At 73.7% G+C, this 22,146-nt stretch carries 22 protein-coding genes; 5 read left to right on the forward strand and 17 right to left on the reverse strand.

The window, feature by feature from the left end; translation table 11 throughout:
- Position 1 precedes the first annotated feature (1 nt).
- Positions 2 to 376: a DUF5997 family protein gene (locus ACFWE1_RS05040; RefSeq protein ID WP_376933065.1), complete on the reverse strand. Its 375-nt coding sequence runs from the start codon at positions 374 to 376 to the stop codon at positions 2 to 4.
- 72 nt (positions 377 to 448) lie between these two features.
- On the opposite strand from ACFWE1_RS05040, the gene ACFWE1_RS05045 reads away from it, so the two are divergent.
- Positions 449 to 1,192, forward strand: a complete 744-nt coding sequence (locus ACFWE1_RS05045) for a LysR family transcriptional regulator substrate-binding protein (protein ID WP_376932397.1) — start codon at positions 449 to 451, stop codon at positions 1,190 to 1,192.
- Between the two features lie 52 nt (positions 1,193 to 1,244).
- Positions 1,245 to 1,985 (forward strand): glutamine amidotransferase, encoded by a 741-nt coding sequence (locus ACFWE1_RS05050; RefSeq protein ID WP_376932398.1) that lies wholly within the window; start codon positions 1,245 to 1,247, stop codon positions 1,983 to 1,985.
- 55 nt (positions 1,986 to 2,040) lie between these two features.
- Here ACFWE1_RS05050 and ACFWE1_RS05055 read toward each other — a convergent pair whose 3' ends face one another.
- From ACFWE1_RS05055 to ACFWE1_RS05070, 4 genes are all read right to left on the reverse strand, one after another.
- Entirely contained in the window at positions 2,041 to 2,823 is a 783-nt protein-coding gene (locus ACFWE1_RS05055) for a YidC/Oxa1 family membrane protein insertase (protein ID WP_376932399.1), read from the reverse strand.
- 101 nt (positions 2,824 to 2,924) lie between these two features.
- Complete coding sequence (locus ACFWE1_RS05060; protein WP_376932400.1) at positions 2,925 to 3,218, reverse strand: DUF6412 domain-containing protein; 294 nt, start codon at positions 3,216 to 3,218, stop codon at positions 2,925 to 2,927.
- A gap of 54 nt (positions 3,219 to 3,272) precedes the next feature.
- Positions 3,273 to 3,857 carry a GNAT family N-acetyltransferase gene (locus ACFWE1_RS05065; protein WP_376932401.1) on the reverse strand — a complete coding sequence of 195 codons (585 nt, stop codon included), beginning with the start codon at positions 3,855 to 3,857 and terminating at the stop codon, positions 3,273 to 3,275.
- The gene (locus tag ACFWE1_RS05070; RefSeq protein ID WP_376932402.1) at positions 3,854 to 4,477 is read right to left on the reverse strand and encodes a TetR/AcrR family transcriptional regulator; all 624 of its coding nucleotides are present in this window, start codon (positions 4,475 to 4,477) and stop codon (positions 3,854 to 3,856) included. The genes ACFWE1_RS05065 and ACFWE1_RS05070 overlap by 4 nt, the downstream gene beginning before the upstream one ends.
- Before the next feature lie 87 nt (positions 4,478 to 4,564).
- Here ACFWE1_RS05070 and ACFWE1_RS05075 point away from each other — a divergent pair, with 87 nt between their 5' ends.
- From ACFWE1_RS05075 to ACFWE1_RS05085, 3 genes are all read left to right on the forward strand, one after another.
- Positions 4,565 to 5,431 carry a carbon-nitrogen hydrolase family protein gene (locus tag ACFWE1_RS05075; RefSeq protein ID WP_376932403.1) on the forward strand — a complete coding sequence of 289 codons (867 nt, stop codon included), beginning with the start codon at positions 4,565 to 4,567 and terminating at the stop codon, positions 5,429 to 5,431.
- Positions 5,428 to 6,840: an APC family permease gene (locus ACFWE1_RS05080; protein ID WP_376932404.1), complete on the forward strand. Its 1,413-nt coding sequence runs from the start codon at positions 5,428 to 5,430 to the stop codon at positions 6,838 to 6,840. The genes ACFWE1_RS05075 and ACFWE1_RS05080 overlap by 4 nt, the downstream gene beginning before the upstream one ends.
- A gap of 189 nt (positions 6,841 to 7,029) precedes the next feature.
- On the forward strand, positions 7,030 to 7,752 hold the full coding sequence (locus ACFWE1_RS05085) for a GntR family transcriptional regulator (RefSeq protein WP_376933066.1): 723 nt from the start codon (positions 7,030 to 7,032) through the stop codon (positions 7,750 to 7,752).
- Between the two features lie 245 nt (positions 7,753 to 7,997).
- On the opposite strand, the gene ACFWE1_RS05090 is transcribed toward ACFWE1_RS05085, so the two are convergent.
- From ACFWE1_RS05090 to iolC, 12 genes are all read right to left on the reverse strand, one after another.
- Positions 7,998 to 9,119, reverse strand: coding sequence for a Gfo/Idh/MocA family protein (locus ACFWE1_RS05090; protein ID WP_376932405.1), 1,122 nt, complete (start codon positions 9,117 to 9,119; stop codon positions 7,998 to 8,000).
- A complete protein-coding gene (locus tag ACFWE1_RS05095; protein ID WP_376932406.1) occupies positions 9,116 to 10,081 on the reverse strand; it encodes an ROK family protein in 966 nt (321 codons plus the stop codon). The genes ACFWE1_RS05090 and ACFWE1_RS05095 overlap by 4 nt, the downstream gene beginning before the upstream one ends.
- Entirely contained in the window at positions 10,078 to 10,971 is an 894-nt protein-coding gene (locus ACFWE1_RS05100; protein ID WP_376932407.1) for a TIM barrel protein, read from the reverse strand. Before ACFWE1_RS05100 ends, ACFWE1_RS05095 begins: the two co-directional genes overlap by 4 nt.
- A gap of 26 nt (positions 10,972 to 10,997) precedes the next feature.
- Complete coding sequence (locus tag ACFWE1_RS05105) at positions 10,998 to 12,125, reverse strand: ABC transporter ATP-binding protein (protein ID WP_376932408.1); 1,128 nt, start codon at positions 12,123 to 12,125, stop codon at positions 10,998 to 11,000.
- 16 nt (positions 12,126 to 12,141) lie between these two features.
- Complete coding sequence (locus ACFWE1_RS05110) at positions 12,142 to 13,875, reverse strand: ABC transporter permease (RefSeq protein ID WP_376932409.1); 1,734 nt, start codon at positions 13,873 to 13,875, stop codon at positions 12,142 to 12,144.
- Between the two features lie 60 nt (positions 13,876 to 13,935).
- On the reverse strand, positions 13,936 to 14,973 hold the full coding sequence (locus ACFWE1_RS05115) for an extracellular solute-binding protein (RefSeq protein WP_376932410.1): 1,038 nt from the start codon (positions 14,971 to 14,973) through the stop codon (positions 13,936 to 13,938).
- The gene (locus ACFWE1_RS05120; RefSeq protein ID WP_376932411.1) at positions 14,970 to 16,439 is read right to left on the reverse strand and encodes a CehA/McbA family metallohydrolase; all 1,470 of its coding nucleotides are present in this window, start codon (positions 16,437 to 16,439) and stop codon (positions 14,970 to 14,972) included. Before ACFWE1_RS05120 ends, ACFWE1_RS05115 begins: the two co-directional genes overlap by 4 nt.
- A gap of 85 nt (positions 16,440 to 16,524) precedes the next feature.
- On the reverse strand, positions 16,525 to 17,346 hold the full coding sequence (locus ACFWE1_RS05125) for a 6-phosphogluconolactonase (RefSeq protein ID WP_376932412.1): 822 nt from the start codon (positions 17,344 to 17,346) through the stop codon (positions 16,525 to 16,527).
- A gap of 53 nt (positions 17,347 to 17,399) precedes the next feature.
- The gene (gene iolD, locus ACFWE1_RS05130) at positions 17,400 to 19,307 is read right to left on the reverse strand and encodes a 3D-(3,5/4)-trihydroxycyclohexane-1,2-dione acylhydrolase (decyclizing) (RefSeq protein ID WP_376932413.1); all 1,908 of its coding nucleotides are present in this window, start codon (positions 19,305 to 19,307) and stop codon (positions 17,400 to 17,402) included.
- Positions 19,304 to 20,221, reverse strand: a complete 918-nt coding sequence (gene iolB, locus ACFWE1_RS05135) for a 5-deoxy-glucuronate isomerase (RefSeq protein ID WP_376932414.1) — start codon at positions 20,219 to 20,221, stop codon at positions 19,304 to 19,306. The genes iolD and iolB overlap by 4 nt, the downstream gene beginning before the upstream one ends.
- Entirely contained in the window at positions 20,218 to 21,150 is a 933-nt protein-coding gene (locus ACFWE1_RS05140; RefSeq protein ID WP_376932415.1) for a deoxyribose-phosphate aldolase, read from the reverse strand. The genes iolB and ACFWE1_RS05140 overlap by 4 nt, the downstream gene beginning before the upstream one ends.
- The gene (iolC, locus tag ACFWE1_RS05145) at positions 21,143 to 22,120 is read right to left on the reverse strand and encodes a 5-dehydro-2-deoxygluconokinase (RefSeq protein ID WP_376932416.1); all 978 of its coding nucleotides are present in this window, start codon (positions 22,118 to 22,120) and stop codon (positions 21,143 to 21,145) included. The genes ACFWE1_RS05140 and iolC overlap by 8 nt, the downstream gene beginning before the upstream one ends.
- Positions 22,121 to 22,146 lie beyond the last annotated feature (26 nt).

The raw sequence follows: 22,146 nt of genomic DNA on the forward strand, positions 1-22,146 counted from the left end.
CTCAGTCCTGCTCGGCGGCGCGCGCGGCGCGCTCGCGATCGCGCTCGGCGATGCGGGCCTTCTCGGCGCGCACCGCAGCCTGGGTGGCCCGCTCCTGCACGAGCCAGGCGGGCGGGGCCGCGAGGAGCGCCTTGATCTCGGCGGTCGTCAACGGCTCGGTGATGCCGCCGCGGGCGAGGCCCGAGTTCGAGACGCCGAGCTTGGCGGCGACGACGCCGCGCGGGTGCGGGCCCTCGGCGCGCAGCGTGCGCAGCCACTCCGGCGGATCGGCCTGCAGCGCGGCCAGCTCGTCGCGGGAGACGACGCCCTCCTGGAACTCGGCGGGCGCCGCCGACAGCAGGATGCCGAGCTTCTTCGCCGCGGTCTCGGGCTTCATGGTCTGCGCCTTGGCGCGGCTCGGCTGGTTCTCGCTCACCCTGCAACCGTAGCCGACGGTAGCCTGAGACGGATGACGCTGCGACTCGACTACGTCGCCGGGGTGAGCCCGGCGAAGTGGCTGCGCGCGTGGGCCGAGCGGCACCCGGAGCTGCCGCTCGAGGCCGTGCGGGTCGACGAGTCCGCGCAGCTCGACCGGCTGCTGGCGGGCGAGGTCGATCTCGCCTTCGTGCGGCTGCCCGTCGACGAGGCGGGCCTGCACGTCATCCCGCTCTGGGAGGAGCAGCCCGTCGTCGTGCTCGAGAAGGGGCATCCCTTCGCCGACGCCGAGGCGCTCTCCCTCGCCGAGCTCGAGGGCGAGCCCCTCGCCCCCGTGCAGGACGACCCGGCCATGACCATCGAGCTCGTCGCCGCGGGCACCGGCTACGCGGTCGTGCCGCACGCGATCGCCCGGCTGCACCACCGGCGCGACGTCGTCGCGCTGCCGCTCGAGGGGGCGCCGACCACCCGCATCGCGCTCGTCTGGCGCGTCGAGCGCGACGACGAGGCGGTGCAGGAGTTCGTCGGCGTCGTGCGCGGCCGCACCGCACGCAGCTCGCGCGGCGCGGAGGGCGAGGCCCCGGCGCAGCGCGGCGGCTCCGAGCGGCATCGCGAGCGCGGGCGCGGCGGCGGCGAGGGCGGCGCCTCCGGGAAGCCCGGCGCGGGTCGCGGCGGCGGACGCGGCGGGTCCGGGCGCGGAGCGGCAGGCGGTCGCGGGAGCGGTTCGGGACGCGGGGGCTCCGGTCGCGGCCGCCAGAACCGCGGGCGCAAGCGCTGAGCCCTCGTCACCGAGTGGCGCCGGCCGGGCGTTCCAGGAGACGATGGACGGCATGACCCGGCCCTTCCTCTTCCTCTCGGCGCGGCCCGAGGCCGAGGCGGTCGGCCCCGAGTACGAGGCCGTGCGGCGGGCCATGGGTCTCGACGCCGGACGCCTCGAGCACCTCCGCCTGGACGTGGAGCCGCTGTCGCAACTCGTGCTCGGCGACTTCGCGGGCATCGTCGTCGGCGGCAGCCCCTTCAACGTGACCACCCCCGAGGAGCGCAAGGGCGCGATGCAGCTCCGCGTCGAGGACGACCTCGCCCGGCTCGCCGAGTGGGCCCTCGCGGGCGACCGGCACGTCATGTTCACCTGCTACGGCATCGGCGTGCTCACCCGGCTGCTCGGCGGCACCGTCGGCACCCGTTTCGGCGAGGACGCCGCCGCCGTCGAGCTCGCCCTCACCGAGGCCGGCCGGGCCGACCGGCTCGCGGGCGTGCTGCCCGATCGCTTCGACGCGCTCGTCGGCCACAAGGAGGCGACGGAGGAGCTGCCCCACGACGCGGTGCTCCTCGCCCGCTCGGCCGGATGCCCCGTGCAGCTGTACCGGGTGGGCGAGCACGTCTACGCAACGCAGTTCCACCCCGAGGTGTCCACGGCCGACTTCGTCGCCCGGGCGCGGGTGTACCGGCACCACGGCTACTTCCCGGCGAGCGAGCTGCGCGAGGTCGAGCAGCGGCTCGGCGCGGCATCCGTCACCGAGCCGCAGCGGCTGCTGCGCCGCTTCGTCGAGCTCGCCGCCGACCCCGCCTGAGCACCCGCTCCGACTTGCCCGACTTTCATGAAAGTCGGGCAAGTCGAAGTGAGGGTCAGCCGAGGGGGTAGCGGCGGCGCAGCACGAGCCGCTGCACGAGCGTCCAGGCGACCGTCGTCAGCAGGTACAGGCCCGCAGCGAGCGGCACGAACATCGCGATGCCCGCGGTGAGGAAGTGCAACGGCAGGAGCGCCTTCGACAGGTCCGGCATCGCCGGCGCGCCGGGCGCGGCGGGCGTCGGCGCGGCGCTCGCGGCCGGGCGGGGCACCGCGAGCGGGCCGCCGGGGCGCGCCGCCCGCAGCGTCAGGAAGCCGACCGCGGCGATCGCGGCGACGAGCCCGGCGAAGACGAGCAGATCGAGCGGCTGCGGCACGCCGGCCGCGATCGTGCCGACGAGGCTGTGCCCCAGCGGGACGCCGAGGAGCGTCTGGTCGAGCAGCAGGTTCGGGTGCCCGTTCACCACCGGCAGGATGAACAGGGCGTAGATGATGCCGACGACGGGCGCCTGCACGAGCATCGGCAGGCAGCCCGCGAACGGGCTCGTGCCCTCCTCGGCGTAGAGGGCGCGGAACTCGCGCTGCAGCCGCTCCGGGTTGTTCGCGTGCTTGCGCTGCAGCTCCTGCAGCTTCGGCGCGATCCTGGTGCGGGTCTGCTCGCCCTTCGCGAGCGCGACGCCGACGGGGATGAGCGCGGCGCGCACGAGGAGGGTGACGAGCACGACGGATGCCGCGGCGGCGGCCCCGCCGAGGAGGGGCTCGAGGAATCCGGCGAGCCCCATGAGCAGGGTGTAGGCGCCGTCGATGACGGCGGCGATGGGCGGAAAGGCGTAGAGGTCCACTGGTGCGTCCTAGCGGTCGGCGCGACGGATCGTCGCGCGCGGAACGGGGTTCCGTCTGGCCGCGGGGCCGCAGCTCGCGCCGGGGCGCGGTGGCGTGCGGGTCAGGCGGCCGCGGCCGCCCGTCCCGGGGCCCTGGGACGCGCCCGGCCCGGGGCGTCGGGGTCGGACTGCGAGAGGAGGCGCCAGGGGTCGGCGGTCTGCCGGAGCCTCGTGGCGGCCCCGGTGGGATCGGCGGCGACGAGCCCGGGCAGCGCGCGCACCGAGAGCACGACCACGGCGACCGCTGCGGCGCCGACGACGCCGAGGAGCAGCACGCTCAGCTGGCCGTTCGCGGCCGCGCCGAGCTCGAACGCGGCCGCGAGGAAGCGCAGCAGGTTCGTCAGCAGCTCGATCATGGGTCCTCCCGCGCCCCGCGAGGGCGCTGCATCGACGGTACCAGGCGGACGGGCTCAGTCGTCGAGGAGGCGCTGGAAGAGCACGTGGTCCTGCCACTCGCCGGCGATGCGGAGGTACCGCGGGGCGAGCCCGATGCGGGTGAAGCCGTTGCGCTCGAGCACGGTCTGCGAGGCGGCGTTGTGCACCAGCGTGCCCGCCTGCACCCGGTGCAGTCCGGCCCGGCGGGCGAAGTGCAGCGCGCCGCCGACCGCGGCGGTCGCGAGCCCGCGCCCCTGCCGCTCGGCGTCGATCCAGTAGCCGAGGTGCGCGTTCTGGAAGACGCCGCGCACGAGGTCGCTCAGGTTCACCCGGCCGACGATGCGCTCGCCGGCAGGTTCGCCGCCTCCGTCGCCGCCTCCCGCGCGGTCGCCTCGCTCGACGAGGACGAGCGGGATGGCCGTGCCCTCCGCCAACCGGCGGAGGCTCGCCGCCACCTCGCGCTCCTGCACGGACGCGCTGAAGAACTCCGGCGTGCGCTCGGGCTCCCACGGGGCGAGGTGCGCCCGGTTGCGCTCGTAGGCGGCCGCGAGCGGGGCCCCGTCGCCAGGGGCGATCGCCCGCAGCTCGATGCCGCCGTCCAGTTCGATGGGGGTGATCACCGGGCGACCCCCGCGGGCACCGGCAGCTCGGCGCCGAGGAGCGCCGCGCCGAGGCTCAGGATGGTCTCGAGCGCCTCGTCGCTCGTGAGCCGGCCCGTGATCACGGGCCCGGCGAGTCCGTCCTCCGCGGCGAGCAGCAGGCGGGCGACGCGCGCGGGCGGGAGCTCGGTGCGGAAGTCGCCGGCGTCGAGGCCGTCGCGCACGATCTCTTCGAAGAGCTCGAGCTGGGCCCGCTCGAACTCGGTCGCGGGGGCCTCGAACCCCTGGTCGCGGACGCACTGGGCACCGAGCTCGATGAGGAGCACCGTCGCGTCGAACGACGGCTCGCCGGCGATCGGGATGCCGAGCCGCAGGCACTCAGCGAGCCGGGCCGGCGCGCCCTCGGCGAGCGCGACCCGGTCGCGCCGCCGGGCGATGTACTCGAGCGCCGCGGTCTCGTAGGTCTCGGCGTAGAGCGCGGGGAGCTCCGGGTAGTAGTACGACACCGAGGCGGGCGTGAGCTTCGCGGCCTCGGCGATGTCGGTGAGCCGGGCGGCTGCGGCGCCGCGCTCGATGAGCAGCCTGGACGTGACGGCGACGAGCTCGCTCCGCCGCTGCGCCTGGTTCCGTGGTCGCGCCATCCCGTAATTCTTCCACGTTCTTTTGACGAACGCTTGACAGGCCGTATATTCATTCTTCAAACTTTGACGAATAAATGGAGGTCTGCGATGACGCGGAGTCTGACGGTCGCGCTCGCCCAGCTGGCGGCGGCACCACGGTTCGAGGTGGAGGAGTTCGGCGAGCGCCTGCGCGCGCTCGTGCGACGCAATCCGACGGCCGAGTTCTGGGCGTTCCCCGAGCTGCACCTGGATGCGGCCGACACCGCCGAAGGCATCGAGGCATCCGCCCGCCCGCTCGGCGACCCGCGCCTCGCCGCGCTCGGCGAGCTCGCCCACGAGCTGGGCGTGTGGCTCGCGCCCGGCACGATCTACGAACGCGGCGAGACGGGCGCCGTGCACAATACGGCGCTCGTGTTCGCGCCGAGCGGCGAACGCGTCGCCGGCTACCGCAAGATCTTCCCGTGGCGCCCCGTCGAGACCGCGGCCCCCGGCGATCGCTTCGAGGTGTTCGAGCTTCCGGGGATCGGGCGGATGGGGCTCTCCATCTGCTACGACATCTGGTTCCCGGAGCACGCGCGCCACCTCGCCTGGCTCGGAGCCGACGTCATCCTGAACCTCGTGCAGACCGCGACGAGCGACCGCGAGCAGGAGCTCGCGATCGTCCGCGGCAACGCCGTCATGAACCAGCTGTGGATCGCCTCGGTCAACGCGGCCGCGCCCACCGGCCGCGGCCGATCCCTCGTCGTCGACCCCACCGGCTCGGTGCGGGCCGCCTCGCCCGACGCATCCGAGGAGGTGCTGACCGTCGTCGTCGACTTCGGCCTCACCGAGCTCACCCGCGATCGCGGCACCGCCGGGGTCTCCCGACCCTGGTCGCAGTTCCACGACGGCGACGACCCCGTCGCCCTCCCCCTCTACGACGGCCGCATCGAGCCGTCGAGCTGGCACCCCCGTTCGAAGGAGAACCGCCCGTGACCGCCCCCTCCCCCACCCCGACGCCCACCGCGGCGCCCGACCCCCGCCGGCTGCTGCGCCGCCTCGGCCTCGCCGGCGTCGTGTTCTTCGGCCTGGCGTACATGGCGCCCGGCATCGTCACCTCGACGTTCGGCGTGGTGTCGTCGACGAGCGGCGGCGCCGCCCCGACGGCGTACCTCGTCGCGACCGTCGCCATGGGCCTCACGGCGGTGTCCTACGCGATGCTCGCCCGCGCCTACCCGAGCTCCGGGTCCTCGTACAGCTACGTCGGCCGGCTGCTCGGCCGACACGCGGGCTTCCTCGCGGGGTGGGTGATCCTGCTCGACTACCTGTTCCTGCCGATGGTCGCCTGGCTCATCCAGTCGGTGTACCTCAATGCGCAGTTCCCGAGCGTGCCGCTGTGGGTGTGGGTGCTCGTGAACATCGTGCCGACCACCATCGTGAACCTGCTCGGCATCACGCTCGCCGACCGGGTGAACACGTGGCTCACCATCGCGGCGATGGCGCTGGTCGCCACGACCACGGCCGTCATCATCGGCTTCGTGGTGAGCGGTTCGAGCCCCGCGGCCGCACCGGCGGACGCGTTCTGGGGAGCGGATGCCTCGATCCTCGCCGTCGCGGCGGCGGCCGCCGTCGCCGCCTACTCGTTCCTCGGCTTCGACGCCGTGTCGACGCTCAGCGAGGAGACCAGGAACCCGCGGCGCAACATCCCGCTCGGGATCATCCTCGTCGTGCTCATCGGCGGCGCGATCTTCGTGGGCGTCTCCTTCGTGATGCAGCTCGCGCACCCGGGCGGCGACTTCGACAACCCGGACATCGCCGGCTACTCGCTGCTCGTCGCGGCGGGCGGCGAGTCGCTCGCGAACGTGATCAACCTCGTCGGCATCATCGCCGCCTTCGGCTCGGGCCTCGCCATCCAGGCGACGTCGAGCCGGCTGCTCTACGTCATCGGCCGCGACGGAGTGCTGCCGCGCGGGCTCTTCGGCCGCTTGAACGCGTTCCGGGTGCCGTGGGTCAACATCCTGCTCATCGCCGGCATCGGGATGATCGGCATGCTGCTCGACATCGCTCAGGCGACCGCCCTCATCAACTTCGGCGCCTTCCTCGCGTTCGCCCTGGTGAACACCGCCTTCCTCGCCTGGATCTGGCGCTCGCGCGCGCAGCGCGCCGGCTGGGCCTCGAGCCTGCTCTCGCTCGTGCCGATCGCGGGCGCCGTCATCGATCTCGCGCTGTTCTCGCAGCTGCACGACACCGCGTTCCTCATCGGCGGCGCCTGGCTCCTGCTCGGCGTGGTGGTGCTCGCCGTCGCGACCCGCGGCTTCCGGCGCCCCGTGCCGCGCCTCGAAGACGAGACGGGCGATCTCGGGCCGGCGAAGGCCGCCGATTCCGAGGCCGTCACCGCCCCGTAGGCGACGGCGGGGCGGGGCGCGCCGCGCGCGCGCCCCGCCCCATCCGCCCCGCCCCATCCGCCCCGCCGCGGGAAACCCGGGCGGATGCCGCTCCGAGCATCTATATTTGTCCTGACATATACGGGCTCGGAGGATGACGTGGCAGAGACGACGACGGTGGGCGACGCCCCCTTCCCGCCGGAGCTGTTCATGGACCTCGATCGCTCGAGCCCGGTTCCGCTGTACTACCAGGTCGCCGAACGCATCGAATCGGCGATCACCTCGCACGCGCTGCCCGCAGGCTCCCGCATCGAGAACGAGATCGCGCTCAGCGAGCGGCTCGGCATCTCCCGCCCGACGATCCGCCGGGCCATCCAGGAGGTCGTCGACAAGGGCCTGCTCGTCCGCCGTCGCGGCATCGGGACGCAGGTCGTGCAGGGGCAGGTGACGCGCGGGCTGGAGCTCACGAGCCTCTTCGACGACCTCATCCGCGGCGGCCAGGTGCCCACGACCGAGCTGCTCTCCCGTGAGATCCTGCCGGCGAGCGCGGCGGTCGCCGAGGCGCTCGCCGTGCCGCTCGGCAGCGACACGCTGCACCTGCGCCGGCTGCGCTCCGCCGACGGGGTGCCCGTCGCGGTGCTCGACAACGTGCTGCCCGCCGACTACCTCGACCTCGACACGGCGGCGCTGCAGAGCTACGGGCTCTACCAGGTGCTGCGCTCACGGGGCACGACCATGCGGGTCGCCCGGCAGCGCATCGGCGCGCGCCGCGCCAGCGCCGACGAGAGCGAGCTGCTCGAGCTCGAGGACGGCGCCCCGGTGCTCACCGCCTCGCGGACGGTCTTCGACGACTCCGGGCGCGCGGTGGAGCTCGGCACGCACTGCTACCGCCCCGACCTCTACTCCTTCGACGTCACGCTCGTGCAGAAGTAGGGCGCCGCTTCGACAGGCTCGCTTCGACAGGCTCAGCGAACCAGGGCTGGTCCCCCGAGCCCGTCGAGGGGCCGCTTCGACAGGCTCAGCGAACCAGACGAGCTCAGCGAACCAGGCGCTTCGACGAGCTCAGCGAACCAGACGCTTCGACAGGCTCAGCGAACCAGACGAGCTCAGCGAACCAGCGAACGACGAGTTGCCCGACTTTCATGAAAGTCGGGCAACTCGTCGTTCGAGGGACTGGCTCAGGCCGCGTCGGCCTCCGTGCTGATCGTCTCGCCGCGGGCGGCCGCGACGGCCTTCGCGAGCGCCTGCAGGCTGCGCACGTCGCGCTTGGCCCCGGCGAAATCGGAGACGACCGGCTCGTCGTGCCGGATGGAGCGGGTGAAGGCGTCGAGCTGGCGCAGGAAGCCCGTCTCGTAGCCGTCGGCGTAGCTCGTGTCGCGGCGCTCGAGCCCGACATTCCGCTCGACGCGGAGGCGGCTGCGCTCCTCGAGCAGGTACGGCTTCGCGAGGTGGTACTCGAGGCGGCCGTTCGAGGCCAGCACCTTGAGCTCCTCGTCGTACTCGGGGTACTCGGGCAGCCAGTTCCAGCTGAGCACGTAGCGCACGTCGCCGACGGCGGCGGTCGCGATGAGCGAGGCCGGCGCGCTGCCCTCGAGCGTGGGGAACGCCTCGGCGGTCCACGTCTCGGGCAGCTCCAGGCCGAGGGCGCGCAGCAGGCTCAGCTCGTGCACGACCGAGCCGTTCAGCACGTTCCGGTAGTAGCGCTGCACCGCCTCCGAGGCGCCGGGCAGGGCGATCGCCGACTGCTCGGCCTCGTACGCCTGCGCCCGTTCGATCTCGGCGAGGTCGGCGTCGGGCTGCGGCGGCGTCATCCGCAGGTGGTCGACCTGCGGCAGGTCGTCGGGGTGGGCGACGGTGATGCGCACCAGGCGCACGTCGTCGAGCTCGGCGAGCTCCGCGCGCGCCCGCTCGGTGAGCGGGTCGTACATCTTCATGTAGCCGACCTGCGCGACGACGCCGGCCTCGGCGGCCGCCGCCTCGAGCTCCTCGATCTCGGCGATGGTGAGCGCGAGCGGCTTCTCGGCGAGCACGTGCTTGCCGGCGCGGATGGCGGCGAGCGCGAGCTGCGCGTGCGAGCCGGGCGTGGCGATGAGCACCGCCTCGACCTCGGGCGCGGCGATCGCCTCGGCCGGGGAGGTGGTGCCGCGGATGCCGGTGCGCCCGGTGACCTCGGCGACGCGCGACGGCGACAGGTCGCAGACGACGGCGATCTCGTAGCCGGCGCGCGCGAGGCTCGGCAGGTGCACCGACTGGGTGATCGTGCCTGCGCCGATCACGGCGATGCGGACGGGTGCGGTCATGCGGTTCTCTCTTCTCGTGATGCCGGGCCGGCCGCGGTCGGCGGTGCGGCCTCGGGGGCGGTGGCGAGCTCCCAGGCGAGCGCGGCGGCGCCCAGGAGTCCGGGGTTCACGGGCACGCCGCTCGGCAGGAGCGGCGGCGGGGACGGCCGGCGCGACGCGACGCGCTCGTACTCGGCGCGGATGCCTCGGGCCAGCCGCGTGTCCGCGGAGCCGAGGCCGCCCGCCAGCACGACCGCGGGCGGGTCGAGCAGCGAGACGAGCTGCGCGATCGCGCGCCCGATCGCGGCGGCGGCGGTGTCGACGATCTCGGCGGCGACGGGGTCGCCCGAGGCATCCGCCTGCAGCACGCCGCGCGCGCCGCCCTCGGCGAGCTCGGTGCCGGTGCGGGCGAGGTAGCGGGCCGCGATGCCGGAGCCGGAGGCGAAGCCCTCGAGGTTGCCGCGCCACTCGGGGTCGAGCTCGGCGGGCACCGACCATTCGCCGAAGCCGATCGCCTCGCCCCGCACGCCGTCGTGGAGCGTGCGGTCGAGCACGATCGCGGTCGAGATGCCGGTGCCGAGCGACACGTAGACGAAGCCGTCGTGCTCGCGCCCGCGGCCGAGGGCGAGCTCACCGAGCGCACCCGCCTTCACATCGCTCGCGATGCGCACCGGCACGCCGCCGCCCGCGAGCGCGGCGAGCGCCTCGCCGGGCTGCACGGTCCAGTCGAGCACCTCGTGCGCGGTCACGACGCCGTCGTTCGAGACGTACTCGGGGAAGCCGGCGACGACGGCACGCACCGTTGTACCGGCGGTCCGGGCCCGTTCGAGCAGCTCGGCGGCGAGGCCGAGGGTCGCCGCGAGGCCGGGGTCGCGCCCGGCCGTCCGCGCGAAGCCCTCGTCGAACAGCCGGTACTCGCGGTCGACGAGCGCGCCGTGCGCCTTCGTGCCCCCGACGTCGAGGGCGAGCACGGCCTCGGTCATCGGCCGAGCCGCTCGGCGATCCAGTCGTGGTTGTGCCGCTGGTCGCCGACGATGCGGTCCCAGGTCTCGGCGGTCGCGGGCGCGCCGTCCTGCTCGACGACGAGCCAGCCGTCGTAGTCGCTGCGGCGGATCTGGGCGAGGAACTCCTCGAGCGGGCCGTCACCGGTGCCGAGCGGCACCGAGACCTCGTCCCACCAGTCGTCGATGCGCTCGTTGCCGGAGGCCTTCGCGGCCTCGAGCACGGCGGGGCGGACGTCCTTCACGTGCACGTGGTTCACGCGGTGGCCCCACTCGCGCAGGTAGGCGACCGGGTCGGCGCCGCCGAGCACGAAGTGGCCGGTGTCGAGGCAGAGGCCGATGCCGGTGCGCTGGAGCAGCACGTCGATCTCGGGGGCCTGCTCGACGTAGGTGCCGAAGTGCGGGTGGAAGCTCGTGCGCAGGCCGGCCTGGCGGGCCAGCTCCTCGGCCGCGGCGAGGCGCTCGAGCGCGAGGTCCCACTGCGCGGCGTCGAGGCCGCGCTCGGCGTTCGGTCGGAACGGGTGCGCGATGATCGCCTCGTCGCCCTCGTCGGCGAGGATGGCGAGCCCCTCGCCGCCGGCCGCGGCGAGCTCCTCGAGCGTGCGGCGCATGCCCTCGAGGTCGGCCGCCATGACCTCGTCGGGCTGGCTGAGGTGCAGCGGCACGTAGGCGCCGAGCACGGCGAGGCCGTGGTCGGCGAACAGGGTCGCGGTCTCCTCGGGGGTGCCGAAGAACCCGGGCGGGCCGAGCTCCGAGCCGGTGTAGCCGGCGGCGGCCATCGCCGCGACGAGCTCGCGCGGGGTCGCGGCGAGCTTCGAGACATCCGCCCCGCCGTGGATGCCGAAGCTGACGGGGGCCGAACCGATGCGCATCTGCTGCTCCTTCTTCCTGCGGTCGCTCACGCGGCCGGCGCGGCGACGAGCTCCTCGGCCGCCTCGGCCTCGGGCGCCGCTTCGCGATAGTAGTCGTCCGACTCGGGGACGAGGGCGGCGGCGCCGACACGGATGCCGGCCTCCTCGCCCGTACCGGCGGCCACCGGACGGCGGTGGTCGACCTCGCACATCGTGCCGTCGGCCAGCCGCAGCGCCGACCGGTAGCCGCGGCCGTGGTAGCTCGAGCGCACCAGGGTGCCGCGGAGGTGCGCCTGCTCGACGTCGTCGACGAGGTCGAGGTCCTCGGGCCGGAGCACGAGCTGCGCCCGGCCGTTCGGGAGCGCGCCGCTGAACGCGGGCAGGGTGCCGGTGATCGGCAGGTCGGAACGGAAGCCGCCCGCGCCGTCGCTCACGCCGCCGAGGAGCGTCACGTGGCCGATGAAGGAGGCGACGAACGCCGTCTCCGGGGTCTCGTAGATCGCCTGCGGCGAGCCGACCTGGTCGATGCGGCCGTCGTGCATGACCGCGACCTGGTCGCTCATCTCGAGCGCCTCCTCCTGGTCGTGCGTGACGTAGACCGCGGTGATGCCGACCTCGCGCTGCAGGCGCAGCAGCTCCTGGCGCATGCCGATGCGCATCTTCGCGTCGAGGTTCGACAGCGGCTCGTCGAGGAGCAGCACGTTCGGCCGGAGCGCGAGGGCGCGGGCGATGGCGACGCGCTGCTGCTGCCCGCCGGAGAGCTGGCCCGGGAATGCCTCGGCGCGGCCGTCGAGGCCGACCATCCGCAGCGACTCGGCGACCCGCTCCGCGATCTGCTCCTTGCCGAGCTTGCGCAGCTTCAGCCCGTAGGCGATGTTGTCGCGGATGCTCATGTGCGGCCAGAGGGCGTAGTTCTGGAAGACGAAGCCGATGTTGCGCTTCCACGACGGCATCCGCGCGATGTCGCGCCCGTCGAAGGTGACCCGCCCGCTCGTCGCGGTCTCGAAGCCCGCGAGGATGCGCAGCAGGGTCGTCTTGCCGCAGCCGGAGGGCCCCAGCAGCGTCGTGAACGAGCGCGCCTCGATCTCGAGGTCGACGCCCTTCAGCGCGACGTGCCCCGGGAACTCCTTGCTGATGGCCTCGACGCCGACGGCGACTCCGTTGCCACGTTCCATTGCTCTCTCGCTTTCTTTAGACGCTCGTGACCGAGGCGAACTTGCGCCGCACGAAGTACAGCGGGATGTAGACGGCCAGCATCAGCACGACGGTCATCGCGGAGGCGACGCCGAAGGGGCTCGCCGGCTGCATCGCGTTCGTGAAGATGACGACGGTCATCGTGATGAACGGCACCGAGTACAGCATCACCGTGGCGCTCAGCTCGGTGACCATCTGCAGGAAGCCGACGGTGCCGCCGGACACGATCGCGGGCCGCACGAGCGGCACGGTGATCTGCCGGAAGGCGCGCATCGGCTTCGCGCCGACGCTCATGGCCGCCTCCTCGAGGGCCGGGTGCACCTGCGTGAGCGCGGCCTCGATCGACTTCGTGACGTAGGGGATGCGGCGGATGAAGTACGCCAGCACGAGGATCGTCGCCGTGCCGGTGAGGATCAGCGGCCCGCTGCCGAAGGCGAGGATGAGACCGATCGCGAGCACGGTGCCCGGGATGATGTACGGCACCATCGTGATGACGTTCAGCGCAGGGCTGATGACCGAGTAGCGGCGGCGCACGGTGAGGTACGCGACGAGCACGGCGACGATGACGCACAGCACGCAGGCGATGCCCGCGAGCAGCAGGCTCATCAGGATGACCTCGAGGTTCTCGTCGAAGAGCCGCACGTAGTTGTCGAGGGTGGGGATCCACTTCAGGATGCCCGCCTTCCAGGTGAGCAGGCTCGTGCCGACCACGACGAGGTGCGGCACGAAGGACAGGCCGAAGACGACGCCCAGGTAGGCGATCATGAGGCCCTTCTTCACGCCGCGCACCGGCTGGAGCGGACGGCGCCGGCTCGACACCGAGGCGTAGGTGCGGCGGCGCAGCGCCCACTGCTGCAGGGCGAGCGCGATGCACGCGACGCCGAGCATGACGAGGCTGCCCGCCGAGGCGATGGCGGGGTTCGTCGAGACCTCGGAGAGGAACTCGTAGTACACGGCCGTGGGCAGCATGGGGGTGCCGCCGCCGATGATGAGCGGCGTGCCGAAGTCGGTGAAGATCTTCATGCTCGACATGTAGAAGCCGGTGACGAGGGCCGGCACCGCCATCGGCAGCACGATCCGCAGGCGGGTGCGCCAGGGGCCGGCGCCGACGCTCGAGGAGGCCTCGTCGAGGCTCGGGTCGATCGCCCGGAACGCGTCGTAGGCGAGCAGGAACACGAGGGCCTGCGTGGCCCAGACGGTCACCCAGACGATGCCGCCCGGGCCGATGATGGTGTCGAACGGCAGCTCGATGCCCCACGCCCGCAGCTGGGTGGTGAGGATACCGCCGCGGCCGAGCAGCAGCACCCACGCGTAGGCGCCGAGGAACGGCGGCGACACCGTCGCCATCGTGGCGAGAGTGAGGAAGCCGTTGCGGCCCGGCAGGTCGAACTGCGCGAGCACGTAGGCGGCCGGCACCGCGACGGCGCAGGCGAGCACGCCCGCGACGACCGCGACGACGAGGGAGTTCAGGATGGCTTCCTGGAACCTCGGCGTCGTGAAGAACTCGATGAAGTTCGCGAACGAGAAGCCGCCGTCGTCCGTGAACGCCTCGCCGACGAGCCGCAGCTGCGGGAGCACGATCGTCGAGGCGAGCAGCAGGAGCAGCCCGAGCGCGACGAGCAGCCAGACGCCGGGGCGACGGCTCGCGCGGCGCTTGACGGGGACGGGTGCGGGCGGCGCGAGCGTCTCCTCGAGCGGTTCGACGCGCTCCCGCAGGTCGTTGCTAGGCATGTTGGCACCGTTTCCGGCCGGGCCGACGCGTGTCGCGTCGACCCGGCCTGGGGGGATGGATTACTTGGCGCTCGCGAGCTTCTCGTCGAAGCGGGTGAGCACGGCGTCCTTGTCGGTCGCGAAGACCGCGGGGTCCGGCGCGGCGAGCTTCAGCTCGTCGGCGGCGGGCAGCCCGGCGGGCGGGGCGACGTCGGTGCGCGCCGAGCGGCGGCCGACCTCGTCGACCATGAGCTGCTGGGCCTCCTTCGACATGAGGTAGTTCACGAAGGTCTCGGCGGCCTTCGGGTGCTTCGCGCCCTCGATCACGGCGGCGACGCCGATCTGGTTCGACACGACGTCGCTCGGGTAGACGAGCTCGAGCGGGGCGCCCTCGGCGACCCAGGTCGCGCCGAGGTCCTCGTTGATGAAGCCGAGCGCGTACTCGCCGGTGCGCACGCCGTCGAACATCTGCGAGCTGCCGTCGACGACCTTCGCGTTCGGCAGGAAGTCGTCGAGGAAGTCCCAGTCGTGTGCGGTCACCATGGCCGCGAGCAGCGAGTAGGAGGTGCCGGAGGAGCGCGGGTTCGCGAAGGCGATCTGGCCCGCCTCGCGCCACTTCGGATCGGCGAGGTCCTCGAAGCTCTGCGGGTAGCTCGACGCGTCGGTGACGCGCTCGGTGTTCACCGCGATGGCCTGGAAGAGCGCATCGGTGGCGTGCCACTTGTGCTCGGGGTCGGTGACGACGGTGGCCTCGTCGTTCTCCAGCTCGACCGCGGCGAAGGCGCCGTCGGACGCGGCCGCGTAGTTCTCGCTCGAGCCGCCCCAGGCGACGTCGCCGAGCGGGTTCTTCATCTCGCTCTCGACGCGGCTGATGAGCTCGCCCGTGCCGGGGCTCGCGGTGAGCGACACCGTGATGTCGGGGTACGCCTTCTCGAACGCGGCGATGATGGGGTCGGTCACCTCGGGGCCGTGCGCCGCGTAGACGACGACGGTGCCGGACTCGGCCGAGTCGTCGCCGCCCGTGGGCTGGCCGCCGACGATGGCGCTGCAGCCGCTGAGGACGAGCGACGCCGAGACGGCGGCGATGCCGACCGCGGCGAACTTCCTGCCGTGCTTCATGATTCTCCTTCGTGCGTGTGACTGGTGGTGCGATGGACAGTGCGGACGAAGCTCGTGAGGGCTTCGAAGGACTCGTGCGAGCGCCAGGCGGAGGCCCAGTGCCGCGGGTCGTCGGAGCGGCGGTGCAGCTCGACGCGGTACGCCGCAGCGACGGGCGCCTCGTCGAGGAGGACGAGCCGCGACTGCTCGGGCTCGACGTCGCCCTGGAACCACATCAGGCCGTCGCGCAGCACGAACAGGGCGCAGGGCACGTCGATGCGGAAGTCGATCTCGAGCTCGACGGGGCCCGAGCCGAGCTCGAGGTGCTCGCCGAGGCCGGCCTCGCGGCCCTCGCTGCGCAGCCGCAGCTCGAGCTCGGCGCCGCGGGTGACGACGGTGGCCGCGCGGCGGAGCCCGTCGAGCAGCCCCTCGGCGCTGCGCTCGGCGACTCGCACCGCCGTGACCACCTGACCGAGTCGCTGGGCGGGGTCGCCGAGCTCGTGGCAGTCGGTGCCGGCGACGGGGGCGATGTCGTGGCCCTCGGCGAGCAGGCGGTCCCAGAGGCCGATGGCGGCGTCGTTGTTGGCGTCCTGCCCCTGGTTCACGACCTCGAGCAGGTCGACCTCGGCCCACGGCACGTCGGCGCGCCGCCAGGCCTGCTGGCCGCTGAAGGGGTGGTTCACGCCGAACAGCCCGCCCTGCGCGTGGACCTCGCGGACGAGCTCGCCCGCGCCCCGCTCCGGCCCGTCGACGTACACGTCGACCCACTCGCGCAGGCCGTGGGCGTTGCCGTGGCCGCGGTGCGTGGTGACCTCGATCGAGGGCAGCACGATCGGCCCGCCGGCCGCGGTCGCGGCCTCGGCGAGCGGCCCCCAGTGGCTCCAGGTGAAGTGGTCGCTGAGCGCGAGGAAGTCGAAGCCGCGGTGGCGCGCCTCGGCGACGATGGCGTCGACCCCGTCGCGCCCGTCGCTGTGCACCGAGTGGCAGTGCAGCTCGCCGCGGAGCCAGCTCGGCCCGCTCGCGGGCTCGGCGCCCGACGCCGGGGCGGCGGATGCCGCGGGCCGGCGCTCGGCGTCGGGCGCCGGAGCGCCCGGCTCCCCCGGCACGGCGATGAGCCGCAGCGCGTAGGGGCCGTCCTCGCGGAAGCGGTCGAGGTCGATCCGGAGCGTCCAGACCCCGGCCGGGATGGGACCGGCGATGGCGCCGGGGCTCGCGTGCCGCTCGCCGACGGTGAAGCGCAGCTCGCGCGGGCCCGGGCCGCCGGGGCACTGCACGTGCCCGCGGAACACGCCGTCCGGGTCGATGAGTGCGGCGTAGAGCTGGAAGCGGTCGGTGACCTTGTCGTAGTCGAGCTCGACCCGCAGCTCGCCCGTGCCCGCGGGCACGTCGACGAGCCGGTCGAGGTACTCGCCGGGCAGCGGCTGCCGCAGCACGTCGGCGACGTCGAGCAGCACGGTGCCGGTTCGATCGGCAGCGGGTGCGGTCATGATGCGTCCTTGAATCGGGGGAGGTGCGCGAGCGCAGTCCCATCCTCGACCAGCGATGTCAGAATGTCAATTTGACAATACAAAGTCATCGAACGGGCTGGCGAGCCGCCTCCTCGCGCACGCCGGCAGCGGCGCGATCCGCGACGACGAGCGCGTCGGCGCACTCCGCGACGACGGTCGCCGGCCACTCCGGGTCGTACGCCGCCGCGGTCGAGACGCGCTCGAAGGCCTCGCGCTTCTCCGCCGTCGTGATGATCATGATGGCGCTGCGGGAGAGCTCGGCGATCGTGCCGATGCCGACCGTGAGTCCGTGGCTCGGCACCGCGTCGAGCGAGCCGAACTGCGGGAAGGTGCCCAGGTTGTCGATGCGGGTCTGCTCAGCCAGCCGCACGATCCGGCTGCCGCTGTCGCGGGCCGAACCGGGCGGGTTGAAGGCGACGTGCCCGTCGCCGGCACCGCTCGCGAGCAGGAAGCAGTCGATGCCGCCCGCCTCGCGCAGCAGCTCGTCGTAGGCCTCGGGGTTCGCCGGATCCGGCTGGAGCAGCCGGTCCTCCGCCATCCCCTCGTCGGCGGCCGCCGCGTTCAGCGGACCGACCACCTCGTCGCGGACGAAGCGGCGGCAGCTGTTGTGCGCCTCGAGGTCGACGTTGCGGAAGCCCGACTCGGTCTCGACCACGTAGTCGTCCATCAGGGCGATGCGCACGTGCGAGATGGCGAGGCCGCGCTCCCGGACGAGGCGCGCGAGCGCGCGGTACGTCGGCAGCGGGGTGCGGCCGCTCGGGCAGCCGAGCACGTAGTCGGCGCCGGCCTCGCGGGCGCGCTCGATGCCGTCGGCGATGCGCTCGGCGACGAAGTCGGCGACGGCCTCGGCGTCGGCCAGCACCCGGGTGACGGGGACGGTGGACATGGTTCTCCTCTCCAGTGGGGCGCCGGGCGCCCCGATGATTCGGTCGCGCGGGCTCAGACGAGCGGGCGCTGCGCCTCGCGGGCCGCCTCGTACGCCGCACGGGCGCGCTGCGTGCTCGACAGCTCCGAGACGGCAGCGACGGGCACGTCCCACCAGCCACCGCCGTCGGGCGCCGGGATGAGCGGGTCGCTCTCGACGTGGATAAGGGTCGCGGTCGGTGACTCCTTCGCCGCGCGCACCGCCTCGCCCAGCTGCGCGACGACGTCGGCACCCGGCTCGATGCGGACGACGTCGATGCCGAGGCTCGCCGCGTTCGCCGCGAGGTCGACGGGCAGCGCGCGCTCCGGGTCGACGTCGTTCGCCTCGGCATCCTGATAGCGGTACCGCGTGCCGTAGCGGTCGGTGCCGACCGTGTCGCTGAGCGCGCCGATCGAGGCGTAGCCGTGGTTCTGGATGAGCACGATGATCACCTTCAGCCCCTCGGCGACCGCCGTGACGATCTCCGTGTGCATCATCAGGTACGAGCCGTCGCCGACCATGACGATCACGTCGCGGTCGGGGGCGCCGCGGCGCACGCCGAGGCCGCCCGCGATCTCGTAGCCCATGCAGGAGTACGCGTACTCGACGTGGTAGCCGAGCTCGTCGCGCACCCGCCAGAGCTTGTGCAGGTCGCCCGGCAGCGAGCCGGCGGCGCAGACGACGACATCGCGGGGATCGCTCGCCGCCTGCACGGCCCCGATGATCTCGGACTGCGCGGGCCGCGGCCGGCCGCTCGGGGCGAACGCGGCATCCACCACGCCGTCCCAGGCTGCCTTGCCCTCGGCGAGCGCGCCGCGGTACCCGGCGGAGGTCGCGAAGCCGGTCAGCTCGGCGCCGAGCGCGACGAGGCCGGCCCTGGCGTCGGCGACGAGGGGCAGCTCGGTGCCGTGCTTCATCGCGTCGAAGCTCGCGACGTTGAGGTTCACGAAGCGCACCCCGGGGTGCTGGAACGCCGAGCGCGACGCGGTCGTGAAGTCGCTGTACCTCGTGCCGATGCCGATCACGAGGTCGGCCTCGGCGGCGAGCCGGTTGGCGGTCGTCGTGCCGGTCGCGCCGACCGAGCCCGCGGCGAGCGGGTGGTCCCACGGCAGGGCGCCGACGCCGGCCTGCGTCGTCGCGACCGCGATGCCCGTCGCCTCGGCGAAGCGGCGCAGTTCCTCGGCCGCGTCGGAGTACAGCACGCCGCCGCCGGCGACGATGAGCGGCGCCGCCGCGCCGCGGATCGCCGCCACGGCGCGGGCGAGCTCGCCCGGCTCGGGCTGCGGTCGGCGCACGTGCCACTCCCGCTCGCGGAGGAACTCGAGCGGCACGTCGATGAGCTCGGCCTGCACGTCCTCCGGCAGGGAGATCGTGACCGCGCCGGTTTCCACCGGGTCGGTCAGCACACGCATCGCGCCGAGCGCGGCCGAGAAGAGCTGCTCGGGGCGGCTCACCCGGTCGAAGAAGCGCGAGAGCGGGCGGAACGCGTCGTTCACCGACACCGTCGCGTCGTGCGGCAGCTCGAGCTGCTGCAGCACCGGGTCGGCGACGCGCGTCGCGAAGGTGTCCGAGGGCAGCAGCAGCACGGGCAGCCGGTTCGTGGTGGCGAGGGCCGCCCCCGTCAGCATGTTCGTCGCGCCGGGGCCGACCGAGGCGGTGCACGCGTAGGTCGCGCGCCGGCGGTGCATGCGCGCGTAGCCGACGGCCTGGTGCACCATCGCCTGCTCGTTGCGCGCCTGGTGGTACGGCATGCGGGCCGGGTCCTCGCGGGCGAGCTGCTTCAGCGCCTGCGCGACGCCGGCGATGTTGCCGTGGCCGAAGATGCCGAAGGTGCCGGCGATGGTGCGTTCGCGGACGTCGCCGTCGACGGTCCACTGGTTGGCCAGGAACTCGACGAGGGCCTGGCTCACGGTCATCCGCCGGGTGGCGTTGCGTGCGGTCATGGTCGTGCTCCTTCCGAGGCGGGGGCGAGGTACGGCAGTCGCGGGTCGAGCTCCTGGCCCGCCCAGCTCTCGCGCACCCACGCGTGCGCGGGGTCGTCGCTGATCCGCCAGGCGCGCTCCGGCCCGGGGCCGGCCATGACGTTCAGGTAGTACAGGTCGTAGCCGGGGGCGGCGACGGCCGGCCCGTGGTAGCCGAAGGGGACGAGCGCGATGTCGCCCGTGCTCACCCGGCCGTCGATCTCGATCTCGCCGGCCGGGGAGCTCGCGGTGGAGAACAGCCCGAACGGCCGGGCGCCGGCCGGGGCCTCGGCGCCGCGGATCACCGCCGCCTCGAAGTAGTAGATCTCCTCGAGCTGCGTCTCGGCGCCCGGCACGTGCTCGTCGTGCTTGTGCGGCGGGTACGACGACCAGTTCTCGGCCGGGGTGATCACCTCGCAGACGATGAAGCGCCCGGCCGCGAGCGTCTCCGGCGTGCCGAAATTGTGCACCTGCCGGCTCGAACGCCCGGCGCCGCGCAGCTCGACGGGCACCTCCTCGGCGGCGATCCGCCGGGAGGGGTGGCGCTCGTCGCTCGGCGCCTCGGCGACGGCCACCCGGCCGGAGCCGCTGAGCGTCGCGGCGGTGCCGAGGCCGAGGTAGGCGACGTCGCTCGGCCCGGCGAAGACCGAGGCGCGCCCGTGCAGTTCGAGGCGCTCGCGCCGTCCGTCGGCGTGCTCCAGTTCGAGCGCGAAGCTGCCGGCGAGCGGCACGACGAGGCGCTCGAGCCCGCCGGCGGGGAGGTCGAGCGCGGCGTCGCCGTCGAGCTCGGCCACCCGCAGGCCCGTCCAGCTCCAGCCCTCGAGGCGGTCGTCGACGACGGACTCCCAGGGCCCGTCGGCGAGCTCGCCGCGCCGGTGCAGCCAACGCGGGCTCATGCCAGGCCTCCCGGATGCACGAGGCGGGCCGCGGTGTCGATGGCGCCGTGCACGTCGCCGTCCGGCGGGTAGAGCAGGGTGCGGCCGACGACGAGCCCGTGCACGCCCGGCAGCTCCAGCGCGTCGGCCCACGAGGCGTAGGTCTCGTCGGGGCGCTCGCGCGGGTCGCCGCCGAGCAGCAGGGTCGGCAGCGTGGAGGCGGCCATCACGCGCTCCATGTCGGGCACGACCGGCAGCTTCAGCCAGGAGTACGCCGAGCTCGTGCCGAGCCCGGAGGCGATCGCCATCGAGGTGATCACGGCCTCCGCGCTCAGGTCATTGACGATGCGCCCGTCGCGCCAGGAGCTCATGAACGGCTCCAGCATGATCGGCAGGCGGGCTGCGGCGGCCTGACCGACGGCCTCGGCGGTGGCCTGCAGGGTCGGCGCGGTGGCCCGGTCCTCGAGGTTCACCCGCACCAGGAGCTTGCCGAAGTCGAGGCGCGAGCGCACCATGGTCGGCACGTCGTAGCCCGTGTAGCGGTCGTCCATCTCGAACGCGGCGCCGCGCAGGCCGCCCCGGTTCATGGAGCCCACGACGATCTTGTCGTCGAGGAGGCCGAGCAGGGCGAGGTCCTCGATGACGTCCGGGGTGCCGAGCACGCCGTCGACGCCGGGGTGGCGGAGGGCGACCGCGAGCCGGTCGAGCAGGCGGTACCGGTCGGCCATGGCGAAGTCGTCGTCGCGGACGCCGAGCGCGCCCCGGGCCGGGTGGTCGGCCGCGACGATGAACAGCCGGCGGTCGCCGCGCAGGAGCTGGCGGGACCGGCGGGCGTCGAGCGCGCGGGCGATCGCGTCGGGGTCGGCGGCGCGCGCCTCGCGGAGCGCCGCGTAGGACTCGGGCGGCAGCCCGCCCTCGGTGGGATCGGCGGCGATGGTCGGCTCAGGCATCCCGGCTCCCTTCGGCGGCCGCGGCGAGCGCGGTCTCGACCTCGGCGGTCGTCGGCATGGCGGTGGAGCACTCGCGGCGGCCGGCGACGATGGCGCCGGCGGCGTTGGCGAAGCGGATGACCCGGTCGAGCGGCTCGCCCGCGAGCAGCCCGCGGCACAGCGCACCGCCGAAGCCGTCGCCCGCGCCGAGGCCGTTCACGACGGACACGGCGTGCGGCGGCACCTCGACCGTCTCGTCACGGGTCTTCGCGAGGACGCCGCGCGGCCCCTGCTTGACCACGGCGAGTTCGACGCCGCGGTCGAGGAGGGCGTCGGCGGCCCGCTGGGGGTCGCGCTCGCCGACGGCGATGTCGCACTCCTCGAGGTTGCCGACGGCGACCGTGACGTGCTCGAGCGCGGCGGAGACCTGCTCGCGGGCGAGCTGCTCGTGCTCCCAGAACACCGCGCGGTAGTCGAGGTCGAGCACGGTGAGCGGCGCGCGGCCGCGGGCGGCCCAGGCGGCGTGGTGCGCCGCGCGGCTCGGCTCGGCGGAGAGTCCCGTCGCCGTCGCCCAGTAGACGCGGGCGTCGCGGATCGCGTCGAAGTCGAGCTCGGCGGCCTCGATGAGGAGGTCGGGCGCGATCGGGTCGCGGTAGAAGTACAGCGGGAAGTCGTCGGGCGGGTAGATCTCGCAGAAGGTGATCGGCGTCTTTCGGCCGGGCAGGGGCGCGACGAAGCGGGCGTCGACGCCGAGGCGGGTGAGCTCCTGGCTCACGAAGCGGCCGAAGGGGTCGTCGCCGGTGCGCGTGACGACGGCGGCGGCGAGTCCGTGCCGGGCGGCGGCGACGGCGACGTTGGTCGCGCTGCCGCCGAGGTACTTGCCGAAGCTCGACACCTCCTCGAGGGGCGTCGCGTCCTGGAGCGGGTAGAGGTCGACGCCGACCCGGCCGATGGTCAGGACGTCGAGGGCGGCGTCGGGGGTGGGGTTCATACGGCTGGCGCTCCGGTTTCGAGGGG

Source organism: Agromyces sp. NPDC060279 (assembly GCF_042726785.1).
GTDB lineage: Bacteria > Actinomycetota > Actinomycetes > Actinomycetales > Microbacteriaceae > Agromyces.